The organism is uncultured Maribacter sp. (assembly GCF_963974015.1).
In the GTDB taxonomy this organism is placed as follows: Bacteria; Bacteroidota; Bacteroidia; order Flavobacteriales; family Flavobacteriaceae; genus Maribacter.
The window spans coordinates 27,515-47,284 of sequence record NZ_CAXBBZ010000008.1; the positions used below are offsets into that span (position 1 = coordinate 27,515).

Consider the following 19,770-nt stretch of genomic DNA (forward strand, 5'->3'; position numbering starts at 1 on the left):
TATGGTCAAGAATTATTATGTAAAAAATATGGTCTGTGACCGATGTATTAAAGTCATTAGTGACGAACTGGGCGATAAAAATATAGTGTTGCTTGAAATAGAATTGGGCAGGTTGAAACTAGATATCGATGATGCCTTAGAAAAGAATGTATTGATACCTATTCTCGAAGACAATGGCTTTTCCCTTATTAAAAGTCCTGAAAAACAATTAGTGGAACAGATAAAAATCGAATTGATAAAACTGTTGAAAGAACTTCCTCTAAATATGCAGCGAAATCTGTCAACTTATCTTGAAGAAAAACTAAATATCGACTATTCGAAAATAAGCAAGTTGTTCTCACTCAACGAACATATCACCATTGAGAAATACTTTATCAAGCTAAAAATTGAAAAGGCAAAAGAATTAGTTCAAACTAATAAACAAAACTTTACTGAGATTGGACAATTGTTAGGTTATAGTAGTTTGACACATTTAAGCAATCAATTTAAAACGGAGACGGGTATGAGTTTGTCAAATTATAAGGCGAATAACAGAAACTTTAGGAGACCATTAGACGGAATTTTATAAATATCATCCATAATTATAAAACAAGTTGTTGATAATCAGTACTAATTTTATAAATCATAGATAAAACTTAAAATGAAGACAAAGAAAACACTTAACACAATACTTCTATTATTATTTACCTCATTCATATTTGCTCAAGTCGGAACAAATGGTGAGGACAGAAAAGAAGAGGGACGACCTGTTAAGGAGTATAATCTTACCATAGAAAAAAATGAAATAACCCTAGGTGGTGTAACCGCCAACGCAATGACTATAAATGGCAGTATTCCAGGACCTACAATAGAGCTTACAGAAGGTGACCTTGCTATCATTAATGTTACCAATAAAATGGATGAAGAAACCTCAGTACATTGGCACGGTTTAATACTTCCTAACTTTTACGATGGCGTTCCATATTTAACCACACCACCAATAAAACCTGGCACTACATTTCAGTATAGAATTCCTATCAACCAATCAGGTACGTATTGGTATCATTCGCATACTATGCTCCAAGAGCAAAAAGGAGTTTATGGTTCCATAGTCATTCAACCAAAAGAAAGAACATTGGAATATGATAAGGATTTAGTCGTAGTTCTTTCTGATTGGACTAATGAAAAACCAATGAATGTATTACGTAACCTTAAAAGAGGAAACGAATGGTATCAAGTTAAAAAAGGTACGGCAGTACCATTAAGTAGAGTTTTAAAAGAAGGAGCGTTGGGTGCGCAATTTAAGTTTTGGCGTGATAGAATGGAAGGTGCAGACATTGCAGACATCTATTATCCTGCGTTTTTGTCCAATGGTAAAAACCTTGCAAAATATCCAGAATTTATACCCGGCGAAAAAGTAAGGCTTCGTTTTATCAATGCATCTGCATCATCCTATTATTGGATAGATTTTGGAGGAGGTAACCCAATGGTAGTTTCAAGTGATGGTGTTGATGTTACACCTGTGAATAAAAATCGATTTCTTTTTGCAATTGCCGAGACCTATGATGTTATTGTAACCCTACCAGTAGGGACTCTAGAAGTTACCGCTACAGCCCAAGATGGCTCTGGAAACACATCAATTCATTTGGGAAGTGGAAAACTTTATCCAGCAAACATTATAGACAGACCAGATAAAGTTGCAATGATGAAGCAAATGGCATCAATGGATATGAAGATGGGTGCGCCTGCGCTTGTTGGAAATCAACAGAAAAATACTCCAGAAGTATTAATGCAGAAATACGGAATGAAGATGGATATGAAAGATGGACAGATGAGTATGAAAATGCCCAATAAGATGCCGGTGAAAGAGAAAATGAATATGACGATGGATAAGAAACAGTCGATGAATGATGGCAATATGAATATGGGCAATGCGATGCAAATGAAAAAGGACTCGATGCCAATGAACTATAATGGAGCATCAACTAACATGAATCACGATATGCCCATGATGCAAAAAGACACAATTTCATTTGATTATGCTACGCGTAAAACTTATTTCAATTATGATTTTTTAAAGGCTAAGGAAAACACCACTTATAAGGCAGATTTGCCAGTAAATGAAATCTTGCTCAACCTGACTGGGAATATGCAGCGCTATATCTGGAGTATGAATGGAGTGCCTTTGTCAGAAACCGATAAGATTAAAATAAAAGGTGGAGAAGTAACAAGAATTACTTTGAATAACCTAACCATGATGCACCACCCTATGCATTTGCACGGCCACTACTTTAGAGTTATTAACGAAAATGGGGAGCGTTCACCACTAAAACATACCGTGAATGTACCACCTATGCAAAAAGTGGTCATCGAATTTTATAATGAAGAGTATGGCGATTGGTTCTTTCATTGTCACATTTTGTACCATATGATGGGTGGTATGGCAAGGGTGTTTAGTTATGATACACCAAGAGATGAAAGGATGGCTAATTTTCCAGTTCAAAAACTTGTAGATGAAACAGACCATTATTTCTCTTGGGGATTGGCTCGTGCAAGTTCAAATTTTAATGAACTTTTTTTAACCTCGAGCAATATCAGAAACGAATATAGTTTTCGTGCTGAATTTGACTACAATCAAAATGCCGAAATAGAAGTGAATTATAATCGATATCTGAATGATTGGGTACGTGTTTATGCAGGGATAAATACCGAATCTTCAACACCAGATTCTTATGATACATTCAATACGGTAGGATTGGTTGGTGTTAAATATTTTACCCCTTATAGATTTAATGTAGATGTGAGTATGGATCATCAACTGCGTCCAAGAATACGCCTTGACAGAGAACTATTGATTTTTCCTAGAATTTTTCTGGAAGGCGAATATGAGTATAGAGCTGATTTTGGATGGGTAAATGAATTGGATAATAATAATTCTTATCAAGGAGAAACCCAATGGCTAGTTGGTCTCTCATACATCCTTTCACGTAATTTTTCTATACAAGGAAACTATAATAATAAGTATGGCTGGGGAGGCGGACTTTTAATTCGATTTTAATATATGGCACAATACAAAAAAAATAGCCTGAGCTTGACCGGAGCCGTATCCTTGGGTACAGGTGTAATGATCGGTGCAGGAATTTTTGCGCTGTTGGGCCAAGTGGCCGAGCTATCCGGGCAATGGTTTCCCATCGCATTTTTGGTCGGTGCAATTATCTCGGGTTTTAGTGCCTATTCCTATGTTAAAATGTCTAATGCCTATCCTTCGGCCGGTGGAATTACAAATTATTTGAAAAAAATCTATGGCAAGAGTGCATTAACTGCTTCTGGAGCACTATTGATGGCGTTTTCAATGGTCATCAACGAAAGCCTCGTGGCACGTACTTTTGGCTCGTACACATTACAATTGTTCGATGTGGGAGACAATAGCATATGGGTTCCGGTATTAGGGGTTTTACTCTTGATTGTTGCATTCCTAATAAATATATCGGGTAACAATGTTATCGGCAAATCGTCATTGGTTATGGCGATACTGAAGATTGGTGGAATCTCCATTTTCGCCATAGGCGGACTTTGGGCCGCGGGATTTTCTTTTGGGGAAGTAATTCCATCCAGCGATTTGAGCGAATATCCCATCACAAGTTGTTTTGGGGCTTTGGCATTATCCATATTGGCGTACAAAGGTTTTACCACTATAACCAATAGTGGGGGCGAGATTGTAAATCCGAAAAAGAATGTGGGCAGGGCAATTATCATTTCGTTGGCTATTTGCACGTTGATATATCTTTTGGTTGCTTTTGCAGTATCCTCGAACCTGTCGATAACTGAAATCATACAGGCTAAAGATTACTCCTTAGCTGAGGCCTCTAAACCTGCATTTGGTAAATATGGTCTTTGGTTTACGGTAGGCATTGCCATTGTCGCTACAATTTCTGGAGTCGTGGCAAGCGTTTTTGCGGTTTCCAGAATGACGGCCATGCTCACGGATATGGGCCTTATACCACATAATCATTTTGGTATGTCAGGCGATTTACAAAGGCATATGCTAGTGTACACCATAGTTTTGGCGATTACGTTGACTGTTTTGTTCGACTTGTCGAGAATCGCTTCTTTGGGAGCAATCCTTTATTTAGTTATGGATATCGGAATCCATTTTGGCATATTAAAAAATCTTAAAAAGGATATAAAGGTAAAGTCCTGGGTAATTGGAACCGCTATTTTTCTCGACCTTATTGTACTAGGAGCCTTCTTGTGGATCAAGGCATCTAGCGATATACTAGTGGTTATTGTGGCGGCAGTATTGATGGTACTCATATTTACAGGGGAAAAATGGTTTTTGAAAAATAAAGATTAATGTGAAAGAAAAGATTGGACTCAGTATGAATAATTTATTTAACTAAAAATTAAAAAACATGAAAACAACAGTAAAAATTTTAATGGTAATCGGATTCTTAGGAACGATTACGGGATGCAAATCAACTTTCAATGCCACGGAGACCTTGCAAGTTGAAGAAAATAGAAATGCCATATATCAGGAAATCATTTCAAACCCTGTTCAGTTGACGAATTTCATTAGTGCGGCACGAAAGAATGAAGCTGCCATAAAGATATTGATGAAAACCCATATGGAACAGATGGAATCGGGAAATATGAAAATGATGATGCAGAAAAATCCTGAAATGAAAGAAAAAATGCAATCCCATATGCAGCAAATGATGGAAAAAAATCCTGAAATGATGGAGAAAATGCAGGATAAGATGCTCAATAAAATGATAGAGAGCAAAAAAGGCCGAAAGCTATTGATGGATAAAATCCACCACAATGATGAAATGAAAAGTGAAATGATGAAAAGAATGTCTCAAATGATGGATGAAAACCCCGAAATGATGAAAGAAATGATGCAGAAAATGAAAGAAAAAATGAAGAATAAAGAGCAGTAAATTCAAGAATTTCATTGGCAATGTGAACACTTAATTTAACAATCAAAATGATACAGATATGATGATGTGGTGGTGGATACTAATACCGGTTATCTTGATATTGGCATTCCTTTTTAGAGGGGGTGGCATTCGAAACGATAGAAGAAAGGAAAATCCTTTGGATATCCTTGACAATCGTTTCGCAAAGGGCGAAATATCGAAAGACGAATACGAAGAACAAAAACGAGCTATTAATTCTAAAAACTAAGAAGATGAAATATTATTTCAATAAAACGCTGAACGAGGATTTTGATAGTGTAATCGAAAGGGTTACCGAAGAATTAAAAAAGGAAGGATTTGGGATTTTGACCGAAATAGATATAAAGGAAACCTTGAAAAAGAAACTGGATGTGGATTTCAAGAAATATAGGATACTGGGTGCCTGTAATGCACCCTATGCCCATAAAGCATTGAAAGCCGAGGATAAAATTGGAACCATGTTGCCGTGTAATGTAATCGTACAAGAAATTTCAAAAGGAGTTGTTGAAGTTGCAGCCGTTAACCCTATGGCATCCATGAAATCGGTCGAAAACGAATCATTGAAGAAAATAGCTCATGAAATAACCGCAAAATTAGAAAAGGTAATTGAAAGACTTTAGGAATTCAACTTATATCAAATAACAAGGACTAATAGTAATAAGTATAAATATAAATTCAAAAATTAAATAAAATGAGAAAACTGAATATATCAACTGGAATATTGGCAATGACAGTGGCTGTTCTTAGTGCTACATCATGTAAGAACATTCAAAAGGATGCAAATACTGAAGATGGGCACCAATCCGAATATATGGATGACAATGGGCACATGGACGATGAAATGGAGGGTCATTTAAAAATGGACCAAGACAACATGCAATCCTCTGAAAGTATGATGTCCACGGACCAGTATTCGATGATGTCCTCCCAAATTATAGGAGATTATTTAAAACTGAAAGATGCGCTAGTGGCCGATGATAAAGATGCCGCAGCGAAAGCAGGTGTAAGGATGGTTTCGGCTTTAAAGGATTTTAACGTTGGTTCTTTTCCCACTGCACAGCATGAGGAATTGAAGGACTTTATTGAGAATGTCAAGGAACATGCAGAACATATTGGCGAGAGTGATATCAAACACCAGAGAGAGCACTTTAAGCTATTGAGCAAGGATGTTACTGATATGGTCGCCATTATAGGAACAGAAATAAAACTTTACGAGCAATTTTGTCCTATGTATGATGGTGGTACAGCTTGGTTGAGTACTAAAGAAGAAATAAGAAACCCATACTATGGTAGCAAAATGTTAACCTGTGGCAAGGTAAATCGAGAAATCAATTAATTGAAGTTTTTGATAATCATTGCAATAATTGCATTGGTCTTTTCTTGTGGCGATACAATTTTTACCCAAGGAAATCAACCAAAGCGATATAACACCAGAAACTGATTTTATGTTGGTGAATTTTGTGCCGATAAAAATTAAAGAAAAGTTGCAAATTTCCTGTTAAGATTGTCACAGTAATAATTCTCAATATCCATGGTACAATAAGGTACAACCGGTTGCCTGGTTTTTGGAAGACCATGTTAAGTATGGTAAGGAAGAATTGAATTTTAACGAGTGGGATTCCTATTCTAACCGAAGAAAGATTAGTAAGCTTCAATCTATAATAAAACAGGTTGAGAATGTTGAAATGCCACTCTTTAGCTATACGCTTACCCATAGTGATGCCATTTTTTCGGAAAAGGATAAAATGATGATAATTAATTACATGATGAGTTTAAAAGATGGTATAAAATAAAGCCCTGATATAGGAAGTGGATTTCTTTTATTAATGGTTAGTGTTGAGTCACTTCCTTAATCAGGCACAAATAAATATCGAAAAGGAAAAAGATTGATAGCTGTAAAAGTTTAGAAATTTCAATTTAGTTTAAAAATAATGGAGATAAATAATTGGTTAATCGTTTTTGTATTAGTAGTCAGCGCGGTTTTACTATTCTGGTTTACTACTAGAACTGATTTTGAAGAAACCGAAATCGAAAGTACTCTTGAAATTCTTGAAAAAAGTTATGCTAAGGGCGATATTTCTATTGAGGATTATCTTGAGCTTAAGGAAAATTTAAATCAAAAAGCAGAATGAAACACACCTATCACATACACGGAATGACCTGCAACGGTTGTCGCAATCACGTAGAGCAAATACTTTCCAAAGTAGAAGGCGTGACAACGGCTTCCGTAGATTTAGAGAAAGCAGAAGCAACTATTGAAATGGAATCACATATTCCTATTGAAACGTTTCAGAAAGCGATGCAGGATGATGCTGGCTCTTACAGTATTCACAAACTTGGAGAGCATCATAAAATCGAAGAAACCAAAAAGGAAAAACCTAAAGGCAAAGAAACAGGCACGTTCTACTGCCCGATGCATTGCGAAGGCGACAAGACCTATGACAAACCCGGCGATTGTCCTGTCTGCGGAATGGATTTAGTGGAAGAACAAAATCTGTCCGCAAAAACATCAGAACAATGGACGTGCCCAATGCATCCAGAAATAATTAAAGATGGACCTGGAGCTTGTCCTATTTGTGGGATGGATTTAGTACCAATGGAAGTAAATAATTCCGCCGAAGAAAAGACGTATAAAAAGTTACTAAAGAAGTTCTGGATTGCCGTCGCTTTTACTTTGCCCATTTTCTTAATAGCAATGAGCGAGATGATTCCCGTTAATCCATTATACGATGTAATGGAACAAAAATCGTGGAACTGGATTCAGTTTGCGTTATCCATTCCTGTGGTGTTTTATGCTACGTGGATGTTCTTTGAACGTGCGTATCGTAGTATCAAAACGTGGAATCTAAATATGTTCACACTGATAGGCATCGGCGCAGGCGTGGCCTGGTTATTTAGTGTTTTCGGTATGTTGTTTCCTGATTTTTTTCCTGAGCAGTTTAAAACTGATTTTGGAGCAGTACACGTTTATTTTGAAGCTGCAACGGTCATATTGACGCTAGTACTAATGGGTCAGGTTTTAGAAGTCCGTGCACACAGTAAAACCAATTCCGCAGTTAAGGAATTGTTGAAGCTCGCACCTAACAAAGCGATTAAAGTAGTAAATGGAAACGAAGAAGAAGTTTCTATTGATACCATTGAAAAAGGAGATATTCTACGTGTGAAACCGGGCGATAAAATTCCTGTGGATGGTAGCATTACAGAGGGCAAAACAACGGTAGATGAATCAATGATTTCGGGAGAGCCGATACCTGTGGATAAGATTGAAAATGACAAAGTAAGTAGTGGAACTATTAACGGGAATCAGTCCTTTTTAATGAAAGCAGAAAAAGTGGGTAGCGACACCTTACTTTCTCAAATCATACATATGGTAAACGATGCCAGTCGCAGTCGTGCGCCTATTCAAAAGCTAGCGGACACCGTTTCAGGATATTTTGTACCTGTGGTGGTCATCATTTCATTAATCACATTTGCAGTATGGGCAATTTGGGGTCCAGAACCGGCTTACGTATATGCGCTAGTAAATGCTATTGCGGTATTGATAATTGCTTGTCCTTGTGCTTTAGGATTGGCTACGCCTATGTCCGTAATGGTAGGTGTTGGTAAAGGAGCGCAAAACGGCGTATTAATTAAAAATGCTGAAGCTTTAGAGAAAATGGACAAGGTAGACACTTTGATAGTCGATAAAACAGGTACCATTACAGAGGGGAAACCAACCGTTGAGAGAATAGGAGTTTTTGGAGACCACTTTCGCGAAAGCGAGATTCTACATTTTATTGCATCACTAAACAGTTCCAGCGAACATCCCCTTGCCGAAGCTACTGTAAAATATGGTAAGGAGCATAAAACCGAAATGTCAAAAACTGAAAACTTCAGCGCAGTAACTGGAAAAGGTGTAGAAGGAACTGTGGATGGCAAAAAGTTAGCCTTAGGAAATGATAAAATGATGGAATATGCCAAGGCCACCATTTCATCAAAAATGGAAGCCGAAGCGCAATCGTTTCAAAAACAAGGTAAAACCGTTTCTTATCTGACCATAGACGGCGAGGTGTCCGGCTATGTGGTAATCGGCGATAAAATTAAACAAACAAGTGCCCAAGCTATAAAGGAATTACAAGATAAAGGCATCGCTGTGATAATGCTAACAGGCGATAATAACGATACTGCCCAAGCTGTAGCGAGCGAACTCAATCTTGCCGATTTCAAAGCAGGTATGTTGCCAGAAGACAAACTCAAAGAAGTAACAAAATTGCAGGAACAAGGCAAAGTAGTCGCAATGGCTGGCGATGGTATCAACGATGCACCTGCACTTGCCAAGAGTGATGTAGGTATCGCAATGGGAACAGGAACAGATGTGGCAATTGAAAGTGCCATGATTACGCTTGTAAAAGGAGATTTACACGGCATTGTAAAAGCAAAGAATTTAAGCCACGCCGTAATGAAGAACATCAAGCAAAATCTATTTTTTGCCTTGATATACAATACCCTCGGTGTACCCATTGCAGCAGGAGTGTTATTCCCATTTTTTGGAATATTATTATCCCCAATGATTGCCGCGTTGGCAATGAGTTTCAGCTCGGTTTCGGTAATCGCAAATGCGCTGAGGCTTAGAACAAAATCAATAAATTAATAACTTTTTAAAAATAGAAAAGATGGATTCAGAAAATGATAAAAACCAGATGAAAGGAAAGAATAACTATACAAAATTTGTTGGTATGCTATTAGCATCCTTCATTGCAATGTATATTACGATGTACTTGAACACGTACGCCATAGACCACGTTTACTTTAGCTTAACACGTTTCTATATGAGCTGTTTGGGTATAGCAGCAATGGCTATTATAATGTTTGTAGCCATGCGAAATATGTATCAAAATAAAAAGAAAAACATAGCAATAGTTCTTGGAAGTATTGTACTATTTGTAGGTGCATTAGGATTGGTACGCGATCAGAAGTCTACGGTAGGCGATATATTATGGATGAAGGCTATGATACCGCACCACTCTATTGCCATTCTAACAAGTGAACGAGCGGACATTCAAGACCCAGAAGTGAAACAACTTGCCGACAATATTATCAAAGCACAAAAGAAGGAAATAGAAGAAATGAAGGCAATGATAAAGCGTTTGCAAGAAAATTAATTTACGATTTTACTTCCGTTTCTAATAGCAAGAATATTACTAATTATGAATGAATTTTCTTAGCCCCGTTACCTAATGATATTATTAATAAATAAATATTTTTTAAAATATAAATCACTATGAGTGAGTTTATAAAAAAAAATGAAATTTGGATATTTTTAGTACTTGGCCCAGTGGTTAATGTATTTTACGTTTACGCTAGAATCCAAGGCTTGGTTCCCAGGTTTCTATATATCCATGGTCGTTTTTGTGTTCTTTTGTTAGTATTACTTTGTATAGTAAAATTCACTAGAGGCATTGAGGGAGTAAAAGATATATTCAGACCAATGTTAAATTGGAAAGTCGATCCTAAGTGGTATTTGTTTGGTTTACTGTTCGCATTTATAGTAGGCACTTTTACAGTGTTATTAAAAGGCCTTTATTATGGAGGTGAAATTACAAGGTTTTTAAAACTAGATATTGCGGTTATAAACTTAAAGACTAGTCTTATTTTATTGGTGTGGGCCTTTCTTGGTGAAGTGGTATGGATTAGTTATTGTCTTCGAGAATTATCAAAAATTACAAAACCATTTTATGCAAGTCTAATTGTTGGTTTTTTTTGGACCTTATGGTGGATTCCGGTAATTCATCATGGCGAAGGCATTTTACCTGGCATTCCAATATTGCCTTTATCCATATTTCTGATGGGTATTGCAGGTATGTGTGCTGTCGTTTATGGACAGGTTAGAAGTGGTGTTGTTATTTTGATAATGCAATTTATGGTAAACATGACTTTAAATACATTGTCAGTCTCACCAACCAAAGGAGGTGTCCCTACATTTACAGCGTTTGCGATTATTTATTTTCTGACCATGTTAAGTTTTATGTATTATATGAATCCCATTAAAGTAAAATTAAAAAATAGAAACTATGAATAAAAATATCCTATATATCGGTATCGCAGTCCTGATAGGACTATTGGGTGGTTATTTAATATTCGGAAACGGCGCTAATACTTCTAATGAAGAAATATCTGACGTCCATAATCATTTAGAAACAACTGAGAATCAGATGTGGACGTGCTCAATGCACCCACAAATAATGCAGCCAGAGCCAGGCGACTGCCCTATATGTGGAATGGATTTGATTCCTGCTGAGACTAGTGCCGAAGGCCTTGCCTTAAATGAAATCAAAATGACGGAGAACGCAATGGCGCTTGCAAATATTCAAACAACTATTGTGGGAAGTACTCAGGCCTCCGATGAAGATGGAATAATTTCACTATCTGGAAAGATTGCCGAAAATGAAGAAAATAAAGCAGTTCAAGCAAGTTATTTTGATGGTCGTATTGAAAAATTGAACGTGAATTATGAAGGTCAAAAAGTAAATAAAGGGCAATTGTTGGCCACGATTTATGCACCCAGTCTTGTAGCGGCACAACAAGAATTAATTACAGCTGCCTCTTTAAAAGAATCACAACCAGCTTTGTATAAAGCGGTACGTAATAAATTGAAAAACTGGAAACTATCAGACAAACAAATCGACGCTATTGAAGCATCAGGAAGTGTGCGAGATAATTTTCTAGTTTATGCTACCGTTTCAGGAACTGTAGCAGTAGTTATTGCGAAAGAAGGCGATTACGTAAAACAAGGTCAGTCTATTCTCAGCGTAAGTAATCTGAATTCGGTTTGGGCAGAATTTGATGCTTATGAAAATCAGATTTCAAATGTAAACGAAGGGCAAAAAATCAAGATAGTAACCAATGCCTACCCTAACAAAGAGTTCGATGCCACGGTTTCATTCATTGATCCTATATTAAACAATGCAACCAGAACCGTGACGGTAAGAGCAACACTAAAAAATTCGGAAGGTTTATTTAAGCCTGGAATGTTTGTGAATGGAAAGCTCAAAGGATTAGCCAATACAAATAACAAGCTGGTCTCTATCCCTGCAACTGCTGTACTATGGACTGGAGAACGCTCGTTAATTTATGTAAAAACGAATCTAAACGAACCCGTTTTTGAAATGCGTGAAATCGTGATTGCGAACCGTAATGGAGAAAACTACACTATAAAAGAAGGAATAGAAAATGGCGACGAAATTGTAATCAATGGCACGTTCTCAGTCGATGCTGCAGCACAATTACAAGGCAAAAAATCAATGATGAACAAAGGTAAAAAAGAAACAACTCAAAAGCCATTGGCTCAAATGAAGATTGAATTACCAAAAAGTTTTCAGATGGACTTTAAAAAGGTAATCAAATCTTATCTTCAGATGAAAGATGCATTTGTAGCAAGCGATGTAATCCAAGTTTCTGCTTTTGGGAAAGAGACATCTGAGTCCTTACAATCAATAGATATTAGTGGTTTAGGAAAGATGGAGCAAGCACACCTAAATAAAACTATTGAAATGCTAGATGCCATTGTAGAAAATGACATTCTAGAAAATCAACGTGACCATTTTGTAAGCCTTAATGAAAATATAATTCCCATAGCAATGAACATTGAGGGTTCTGCCCCGATATTATACGTGCAAAAATGTCCTATGGCGAATAATAATAAGGGTGCGGTGTGGTTAAGCACGGATAAAGACATTCGCAATCCCTATTATGGTGATGCAATGTTGACTTGTGGTAGTGTAGTTGATTCTATTAAATAACTAAATCTAATTCAGGAATCAGATTTGCCGCTTCCTTCATTTTTTCATCGATTATCTTAGTGTAGATTTCTGTTGTTCGGATTTCTTTATGTCCTAAACGTTTCGATACAGTATAAATATCTGCACCGTTTTCTAGAAGTAGTACCGCATTGGTATGTCGAGCACTATGAAAAGTTATATGTTTGGTAATACCAGCCTTCATGCACCATCTAAGAATTTCTGTATTATATACGGCACCATATTTCAAGCCTCTAAAAACCCTATCAATTTCGTTGGCTCGTTTTCCTAGTAATTTTCTGGATTGCTCTGAAACATAGAGGTATTCGAGTCCATCTGTTTTTTTCTGTCTAAATATAATTCTAGACCCCGTATCTTCATCGCGAACCTCCGACCATTTTAATTTATCAATATCACTCCATCGTAAACCTGTAAGACAACTAAAAATAAAAGCATTTTTTAGTACAGGATACTTACATTCTGCTTTTGACATTGCCTGTAATTCGGAATAGGTAAGGTATTCCCTTGTAGACTCACCTTGCTCAAAACCTTTAACTGACCGCAATACATTTTGTTCCAAATAGTTTTCGGTATAGGCTTCTCGTAAGGCTGCTTTAAACTTATTGAAATAAGTGTACTTGGAATTTTGGGATAGGGGAGTACCACTCTTAGTTTTGGCTTTCGTGTTCAAATATCGCTTAAAGCCTTTAACAAAATCGGTGTCAATATCCTTTAATTGTTTATTGGTAGGACAATATTTTTCGATATGTTTTAGGGCTGCATCCCAATTCCCATAATTCGCTTTGGTTTCAAAGCGGTCTTCTTTAAGTTGCTCATAGTACTCTAAAAAGGTTATTTGACCTTTTTTATCATTCCTTAATTTGAACTTACCTTGATAGAATTCTGCTTGGCGTATTGCAAGAATCTTATCTGCCAGTTCGTAGATTTCCTTATTATTTTTCTTTTCCTCAGATGTGTTGGGATTTTCTAAGGGATAAAGTTTTAAGTATTCAAACTCACGGTCATATTTATTTACACCATTTTTATCGATGTGATGCCCTTTATAAAATTCAATAAATAAACTAAGCTTTTCGTTTTTAATCTTTTTGCTTCTGAGATTTATTTTCATAATGGAGGTGAAATTTTTTCACCTCGACTATTGAGAATTACGTTGAGGTGAAAATTAGATGAAATAAATGTATGAAAATAGGAGATTAAGAGAAAGAGAAAATAAAAATACTTTTCAACAACTGTTTGATATACAGATAAATGAAACCATTTAAAACCATATGAGACCAAATAAAATACTTATTTATTTCCCGATACAAAAATTAGCAAAGATATTGCCTAATAATTCATCATTGGTTACTTGACCAGTAATTTCTCCTAAGTGAAAAAGCGCTTCACGCACATCAATAGCCATGAGATCACTTGAAAGATCTTCTTTCATGCCAATTTGTACTTTTTCAATTTCTTCTAAAGCTTTAAGTAAGGAATTATAGTGACGCGTATTAGTAACTATCGTTTCATTGTTGCGTAGGGCACCGGTATTAACAAATTCTAAGAGGCTATTTTTTAATTCTTCTACTCCTTCACCAGTTTTGGCAGAGAGGTAATTAATATTGTTCAAATACTGACCTATAATTTCTTTATCCGCTTCTGAAAGCGTATCAGCTTTGTTTATTAGCAGAACTAACGGTTTTTGAGGATTTTGATTCTTAATCTTTTCGTACTCCAATACAATGTTTTTTAATTTTTGGTCGTCTGTTAAAAGCTTTGAACCATCAACTAATAATAAGATAACTTGGGCTTGCTCTATTTTTTCAAATGTTCTTTTAATACCCATGCCTTCTATAACATCTTCTGTTTCACGTATTCCTGCAGTATCTATGAATCTAAAACCAATTCCTCCAATTGCTATTTCATCTTCAATAGTATCACGAGTGGTACCAGCAATGTCTGATACTAAAGCTCGTTCTTCATTCAGAAATGCATTGAGTAGCGTAGATTTACCTACATTAGGTTCACCTACTATAGCAACCGGAATTCCGTTTTTTATCACATTTCCTACAGCAAAGGAATCAATTAGGCTTTTCAATACTTTTTGAATTCGTGATAGCAATTCTTTAAACTGTGTACGATCTGCAAATTCTACATCCTCTTCAGAAAAATCGAGTTCAAGTTCAATGAGAGAGGCAAAGTTGAGTAGTTCTGCTCGTAAATTTTTAATTTCATTACTGAATCCGCCACGCATTTGTTGCACGGCAATCTGGTGGCTTGCTGCATTATCACTAGAAATAAGATCGGCAACGGCTTCGGCCTGACTTAAATCCATTTTACCATTCAAAAACGCTCTTAAAGTGAACTCACCAGCATCTGCAGTTCTGCAACCATTTCTGAGAAATAATTGAATAATCTGCTGTTGAATATAAGGGGATCCATGACACGAAATTTCGATAATATCTTCACCTGTATACGAATGTGGATTTTTGAAGATAGAAATCAGTACTTGGTCTAAAACAGCTGAGCTGTCTTTTATATAACCTAAATGTATGGTATGACTTTTTTGTTTCCCTAGTACTTTACCAGAAATAGATTCAAAATGTCGTGATGCAATTGAAATTGCATTTGGGCCAGAAAGTCTAATAATGGCAATAGCTCCAGAACCTGAAGGAGTTGCTAACGCTATTATAGTATCTGCTTTAATCATGTTGCAAAAATAATCAATTAATAACAGGTGTTATAGTCTTATTATGAATCCAAATTGATTGCTGTATTCAATTAAATGGTAATTTTGTTTGGTATATATTTAAAAATAAGATGAAGAAAATTATTGTGTTGTTAGTATTTGCTTTTACATATTCTTTCGGGTATGCCCAAGATGATTCTAATGAATCAACTATTGAAAATACAGTAGAACAACAAAAGGAAATAGAACTAGTTAAAAGAAAGATAGATAAATCTGAGGCTAAAGCTAAGAAAGAAAAAAAACAAGCGAAAGATTTAAAAAATAAAGAGAAGATAGAAAAGCAGGTTAATTCGAAATCTAAGGCTATTGATAAACAAGAAAGGCAAATAGATAAATTACAAAACCAACTTGAAAAAGGAAAATTAAAAGGTACTTTATCACCTGTAGATATTCAGAAAATGGATGATAAAATCGTTAGAATTCAAATGAAGGTAATGAAGGAGCAAGAGAAACTTAAAAAGCTTAAACGAAAAATGTAGTAGTATATAATTTGTAACAAATTTGACTTTTACGCGTCATATTTATAGTATTCATCTAAAATCAATCAAAAATGGAACTAGTAAATAATAGTGTAGCATTACGTGAGGATCGTAATCTTTTAGTTATTACACATCTCTCACAATACTTAGATTTTATTACAGGGTTTGGCGGTTTGTTAGTGCCTTTGGTAATCTGGTTAACCACTAAAGATTCTGTTATTGGCATGGAAGAGCACGGTAAGTCTGTCATTAACTTTCAACTAACTTTAATCTTATATTTAATAATCGGTATTCCTGGTATATTGTTGTTCGGACTTGGCATCTTATTATTAATTTTCGCAGGAGTATTATCTGTAGTAATGCCAGTTGTAAATGCGGTAAAGGCAAGTAATGGTGAGTCACCAAGTTATTTTGGTACCATAAGATTTATCTCATAATAGTTCAAAGAGTAATATAAAAAAAGGTGCAGTTGATTAATCAAATGCACCTTTTTTATTTCTTGAAATTTTATAATTAGTTATTAAGCATAACTGGCATTACCAACATAGTAACATATTCACCTTCATCTAAACCATCAGATGGCGTAAGAATACCAGCACGATTTGGTAAGCTCATTTCTAAAGAAACTTCATCAGAATTCAAATTATTTAACATCTCGGTCAGGAACCTTGAGTTAAAGCCAATTTGCATATCATCACCTTGGTATGAACACGTTAATCTTTCCTCAGCCTTATTAGAGTAATCAATGTCTTCTGCAGATATATTTAATTCTGCACCAGCTATTTTTAAACGAATTTGATGGGTTGTCTTATTAGAGAAAATTGAAACCCTTTTTACCGAACTTAAAAATTGATTTCTAGCAATCGTAAGTTTATTTGGGTTCTCTTTTGGTATTACCGCTTCATAATTTGGATATTTACCATCAATTAACCTACAGATTAATTCTGTTTCTTCGAAACTGAATTTTGCATTACTATCATTATATTCAATCAATACATCAGATTCGCTACCCGCCAATATTCCTTTTAATAAGGTTAATGGTTTTTTAGGCATAATAAATTCTGCTACTTGGGTTGCAGTTACATCTGTACGTTGATATTTCACCAATTTATGTGCGTCAGTAGCAACGAAAGTTAGATTTTCAGTAGAAAATTGAAAAAACACACCGCTCATTACAGGTCTTAAATCATCATTACCTGCTGCGAAAATTGTTTTATTTATCGCAGTTGCCAATATATCTCCAAGTAAGGTTGTTGAACTAGGACTTGATAATTCTACCGCTTTTGGAAATTCAGCTCCATCAGCATATGCTAAAGCATATTTACCGTGGTTAGAACTAATTTCTACAGTATTGTTATCTTCAACCACAAAAGTAAGTGGTTGCTCAGGGAAAGTTTTCAACATTTCTAGAAGTAGTCTTGCTGGTACAGCAATAGTGCCTTCATTATCTGAATCTACTTTAATAATTGAACTCATGGTTGTTTCTAGGTCAGAAGCAGAAACAGTTAGTTTGTCCTTTTTTAAATCGAACAAAAAATTATCTAATATGGGTAACGTATTACTGTTGTTGATTACGCCTCCTAAAATTTGAAGTTGCTTTAGCAAATAGGTACTTGAAACAATAAATTTCATTCTTTAATTTTTATTGATATTATTCCTAAAGTAATTTATAACAGTAGGGTTAAACTCCTTAGTATTGGTGGTTTTATATACCAACAAAGATATTTTAATTGGTCTTTTTAAGGAAACAAACTTATTAACACTTTATATCACTTAAGGTTGAACTGCATCACTTGTTATTGCTAGATAAAGCCTGTAAATTCAAGATATGTAAAATAGTTATTAACTTTTGAATTGGTCGAAGATTAGATTAAATCGATTCAATTGTGTTTTAATCCTTCCTTGAAATATTATTCAAAATCTACCATTATTGTGTCTCTGTATTCAAGGCCTAAAAGGGTAGAGGCGCCTCCAACGGTTGTAAGGTTACTTTTGTAAATAGCTAATTCGATATAATCAGAAGAATTGAAAATTGCCAGTAAATCACCAGCACTTTTTCTTTGGTTTTTATCAATGTTATAATCTATGAAATCATTGTAAGCTTTGTGAATTTTACTGATTTTATGATTTCGCACCAAAACTTTATAGTCTCTTCCGTTACGGTAAGCATCGAAAAGATTTTTGCGAATATTGGTAATTACATTACCATAGTTGTCAATATATATAACGCTACCAATAATTTTCTTTCCATCCTCAACAATTCTTGGAGAGAATTCTCTAAGGTCGTTTAATTCGGTAAAAGGCTTACCTACAATTTCAAGAGTTCCACCACGGGCAATATGGCAAGCAACTTGAATGAAAACATTTAGAACAGGAAATGAATTAGCGATAGAATCCGGTAAATTAATTTCAACCACTTTTTCTGGAGTCATTTCAGAAGTAATGAGACCAATTACACCGGTATTTGCACTTATAAAATAATGGCCATTGACCAAGGCAACAATATGTTTATTGTCTGGAGTCTCTTCAGAGTCTACCCCAACAATATGTATAGTGCCTTTTGGAAAACTTTTATATGAATTTGAAAGGATATATGCACATTCTTGAATGTTAAATGGCATGATGTCATGTGAAATATCAACAATTTTAGCATCAGGTAGTTCACTATAAATAGAGCCTTTCAATACGGCTACGAAGTGATCTTTCAGTCCAAAATCTGTAGTTAGGGTGATAATTGCCATACAGCAATGTTGATATGTTTTTGGTTAGCCAAACTTAAAATTTGCTTAAATTTGATATACAAAATTAAACAAAAAATTAGCGATAAGAAACTAATCTTCGCTATCTATAAATCTTATTAAAACTGACTGTTTGAACGAAATAATTCTAGAACTTACCGAAATAAGCCCAAGAGAGTTTTTTGGGCAGCAAAATGAACACATAGATTTATTGAAAAAGTATTTTCCAAAGCTTAAGATTGTTGCTCGAGGCAATAAAATTAAGGTTTTCGGTGATGAAGAACTTCTAGAAGAATTTGAAAAACGTTTTGATATGCTCACCCAGCATTTTGTTAAATACAATAAGTTGGATGAAAATAGTATCGAAAGAATTCTAACTAGTTCTGAGGATGATCAAATTAAATCTTCTAAGATTAGTGGTGAAACTTTGGTTCACGGTGTAAGTGGGCGTTTAATAAAAGCCCAAACGGCCAATCAAAGAAGATTGGTAGACGCCTCGAAAAAGAATGATATGGTTTTTGCCATTGGGCCGGCAGGTACAGGTAAAACCTATACAGGTGTTGCTATTGCGGTAAAAGCGTTAAAAGAAAAACAGGTAAGAAAAATAATCTTAACTAGACCTGCTGTTGAAGCTGGTGAGAATTTAGGGTTTTTGCCTGGCGATTTAAAGGAAAAGCTTGATCCTTATATGCAACCATTGTATGATGCGCTTAGAGATATGATACCTGCGGAGAAATTGGTGCATTATATTGAAAATGGAACCATACAGATTGCACCAATGGCTTTTATGCGTGGTAGAACTCTAGATAATGCATTTGTGATTTTAGATGAAGCACAGAATACTACCCACGCACAAATGAAAATGTTTCTTACCCGTATGGGTAGAAATGCCAAATTTTTAATTACAGGAGATCCTGGACAAATAGATTTACCAAGAAGAACAATTTCGGGTCTAAAAGAGGCTCTTTTGATTTTACAGAATGTAGAGGGTATAGAGGTAATTTATTTAGATGATAAAGATGTAATTCGTCATAAGCTTGTTAAGGAAGTTATTGCTGCCTATAAAACTATTGAACACCACAATTAAAATAA

Annotated in this window: 19 protein-coding genes and 1 pseudogene; 16 read left to right on the forward strand and 4 right to left on the reverse strand. The window is 35.3% G+C overall.

The window, feature by feature from the left end:
- Position 1: 1 nt before the first annotated feature.
- From AACZ41_RS11920 to AACZ41_RS11980, 13 genes and pseudogenes are all read left to right on the forward strand, one after another.
- Positions 2-568 carry an AraC family transcriptional regulator gene (locus tag AACZ41_RS11920; protein ID WP_339628704.1) on the forward strand — a complete coding sequence of 189 codons (567 nt, stop codon included), beginning with the start codon at positions 2-4 and terminating at the stop codon, positions 566-568.
- Between the two features lie 72 nt (positions 569-640).
- Positions 641-3,037 carry a multicopper oxidase domain-containing protein gene (locus AACZ41_RS11925; RefSeq protein ID WP_339628705.1) on the forward strand — a complete coding sequence of 799 codons (2,397 nt, stop codon included), beginning with the start codon at positions 641-643 and terminating at the stop codon, positions 3,035-3,037.
- A gap of 3 nt (positions 3,038-3,040) precedes the next feature.
- Positions 3,041-4,333 carry an APC family permease gene (locus AACZ41_RS11930; protein WP_339628706.1) on the forward strand — a complete coding sequence of 431 codons (1,293 nt, stop codon included), beginning with the start codon at positions 3,041-3,043 and terminating at the stop codon, positions 4,331-4,333.
- Positions 4,334-4,391: 58 nt separating this feature from the next.
- On the forward strand, positions 4,392-4,919 hold the full coding sequence (locus AACZ41_RS11935) for a hypothetical protein (RefSeq protein ID WP_339628707.1): 528 nt from the start codon (positions 4,392-4,394) through the stop codon (positions 4,917-4,919).
- A 58-nt stretch (positions 4,920-4,977) separates the two neighbouring features.
- Complete coding sequence (locus AACZ41_RS11940) at positions 4,978-5,166, forward strand: SHOCT domain-containing protein (protein ID WP_339628708.1); 189 nt, start codon at positions 4,978-4,980, stop codon at positions 5,164-5,166.
- A gap of 4 nt (positions 5,167-5,170) precedes the next feature.
- On the forward strand, positions 5,171-5,557 hold the full coding sequence (locus tag AACZ41_RS11945) for a DUF302 domain-containing protein (RefSeq protein WP_339628709.1): 387 nt from the start codon (positions 5,171-5,173) through the stop codon (positions 5,555-5,557).
- 71 nt (positions 5,558-5,628) lie between these two features.
- A complete protein-coding gene (locus AACZ41_RS11950) occupies positions 5,629-6,273 on the forward strand; it encodes a DUF3347 domain-containing protein (protein ID WP_339628712.1) in 645 nt (214 codons plus the stop codon).
- Positions 6,274-6,730: pseudogene (locus tag AACZ41_RS11955) on the forward strand (heme-binding domain-containing protein).
- A gap of 138 nt (positions 6,731-6,868) precedes the next feature.
- Positions 6,869-7,069: a hypothetical protein gene (locus AACZ41_RS11960; RefSeq protein WP_339628713.1), complete on the forward strand. Its 201-nt coding sequence runs from the start codon at positions 6,869-6,871 to the stop codon at positions 7,067-7,069.
- On the forward strand, positions 7,066-9,567 hold the full coding sequence (locus AACZ41_RS11965) for a heavy metal translocating P-type ATPase (RefSeq protein WP_339628715.1): 2,502 nt from the start codon (positions 7,066-7,068) through the stop codon (positions 9,565-9,567). The genes AACZ41_RS11960 and AACZ41_RS11965 overlap by 4 nt, the downstream gene beginning before the upstream one ends.
- 22 nt (positions 9,568-9,589) lie before the next feature.
- Complete coding sequence (locus AACZ41_RS11970) at positions 9,590-10,078, forward strand: DUF305 domain-containing protein (RefSeq protein ID WP_339628716.1); 489 nt, start codon at positions 9,590-9,592, stop codon at positions 10,076-10,078.
- A gap of 119 nt (positions 10,079-10,197) precedes the next feature.
- The gene (locus AACZ41_RS11975; protein ID WP_339628717.1) at positions 10,198-10,995 is read left to right on the forward strand and encodes a hypothetical protein; all 798 of its coding nucleotides are present in this window, start codon (positions 10,198-10,200) and stop codon (positions 10,993-10,995) included.
- Complete coding sequence (locus tag AACZ41_RS11980) at positions 10,988-12,715, forward strand: efflux RND transporter periplasmic adaptor subunit (RefSeq protein WP_339628718.1); 1,728 nt, start codon at positions 10,988-10,990, stop codon at positions 12,713-12,715. The genes AACZ41_RS11975 and AACZ41_RS11980 overlap by 8 nt, the downstream gene beginning before the upstream one ends.
- On the opposite strand, the gene AACZ41_RS11985 is transcribed toward AACZ41_RS11980, so the two are convergent.
- Complete coding sequence (locus AACZ41_RS11985; RefSeq protein ID WP_339628719.1) at positions 12,708-13,841, reverse strand: site-specific integrase; 1,134 nt, start codon at positions 13,839-13,841, stop codon at positions 12,708-12,710. The genes AACZ41_RS11980 and AACZ41_RS11985 overlap by 8 nt on opposite strands.
- A gap of 183 nt (positions 13,842-14,024) precedes the next feature.
- A complete protein-coding gene (mnmE, locus tag AACZ41_RS11990) occupies positions 14,025-15,422 on the reverse strand; it encodes a tRNA uridine-5-carboxymethylaminomethyl(34) synthesis GTPase MnmE (RefSeq protein ID WP_339628720.1) in 1,398 nt (465 codons plus the stop codon).
- 110 nt (positions 15,423-15,532) lie between these two features.
- Between mnmE and AACZ41_RS11995 the strand changes: the two genes are divergently transcribed.
- Both AACZ41_RS11995 and AACZ41_RS12000 read left to right on the forward strand, forming a co-directional pair.
- Complete coding sequence (locus AACZ41_RS11995) at positions 15,533-15,940, forward strand: hypothetical protein (protein ID WP_339628722.1); 408 nt, start codon at positions 15,533-15,535, stop codon at positions 15,938-15,940.
- Positions 15,941-16,011: 71 nt separating this feature from the next.
- Positions 16,012-16,377, forward strand: coding sequence for a DUF4870 domain-containing protein (locus AACZ41_RS12000; RefSeq protein ID WP_339628723.1), 366 nt, complete (start codon positions 16,012-16,014; stop codon positions 16,375-16,377).
- A 76-nt stretch (positions 16,378-16,453) separates the two neighbouring features.
- On the opposite strand, the gene dnaN is transcribed toward AACZ41_RS12000, so the two are convergent.
- Complete coding sequence (gene dnaN, locus AACZ41_RS12005) at positions 16,454-17,572, reverse strand: DNA polymerase III subunit beta (protein ID WP_079512085.1); 1,119 nt, start codon at positions 17,570-17,572, stop codon at positions 16,454-16,456.
- Between the two features lie 278 nt (positions 17,573-17,850).
- Positions 17,851-18,681, reverse strand: coding sequence for an SAM-dependent chlorinase/fluorinase (locus tag AACZ41_RS12010; RefSeq protein WP_339628725.1), 831 nt, complete (start codon positions 18,679-18,681; stop codon positions 17,851-17,853).
- A gap of 130 nt (positions 18,682-18,811) precedes the next feature.
- On the opposite strand from AACZ41_RS12010, the gene AACZ41_RS12015 reads away from it, so the two are divergent.
- On the forward strand, positions 18,812-19,765 hold the full coding sequence (locus tag AACZ41_RS12015) for a PhoH family protein (RefSeq protein WP_339628726.1): 954 nt from the start codon (positions 18,812-18,814) through the stop codon (positions 19,763-19,765).
- Positions 19,766-19,770: the final 5 nt, after the last annotated feature.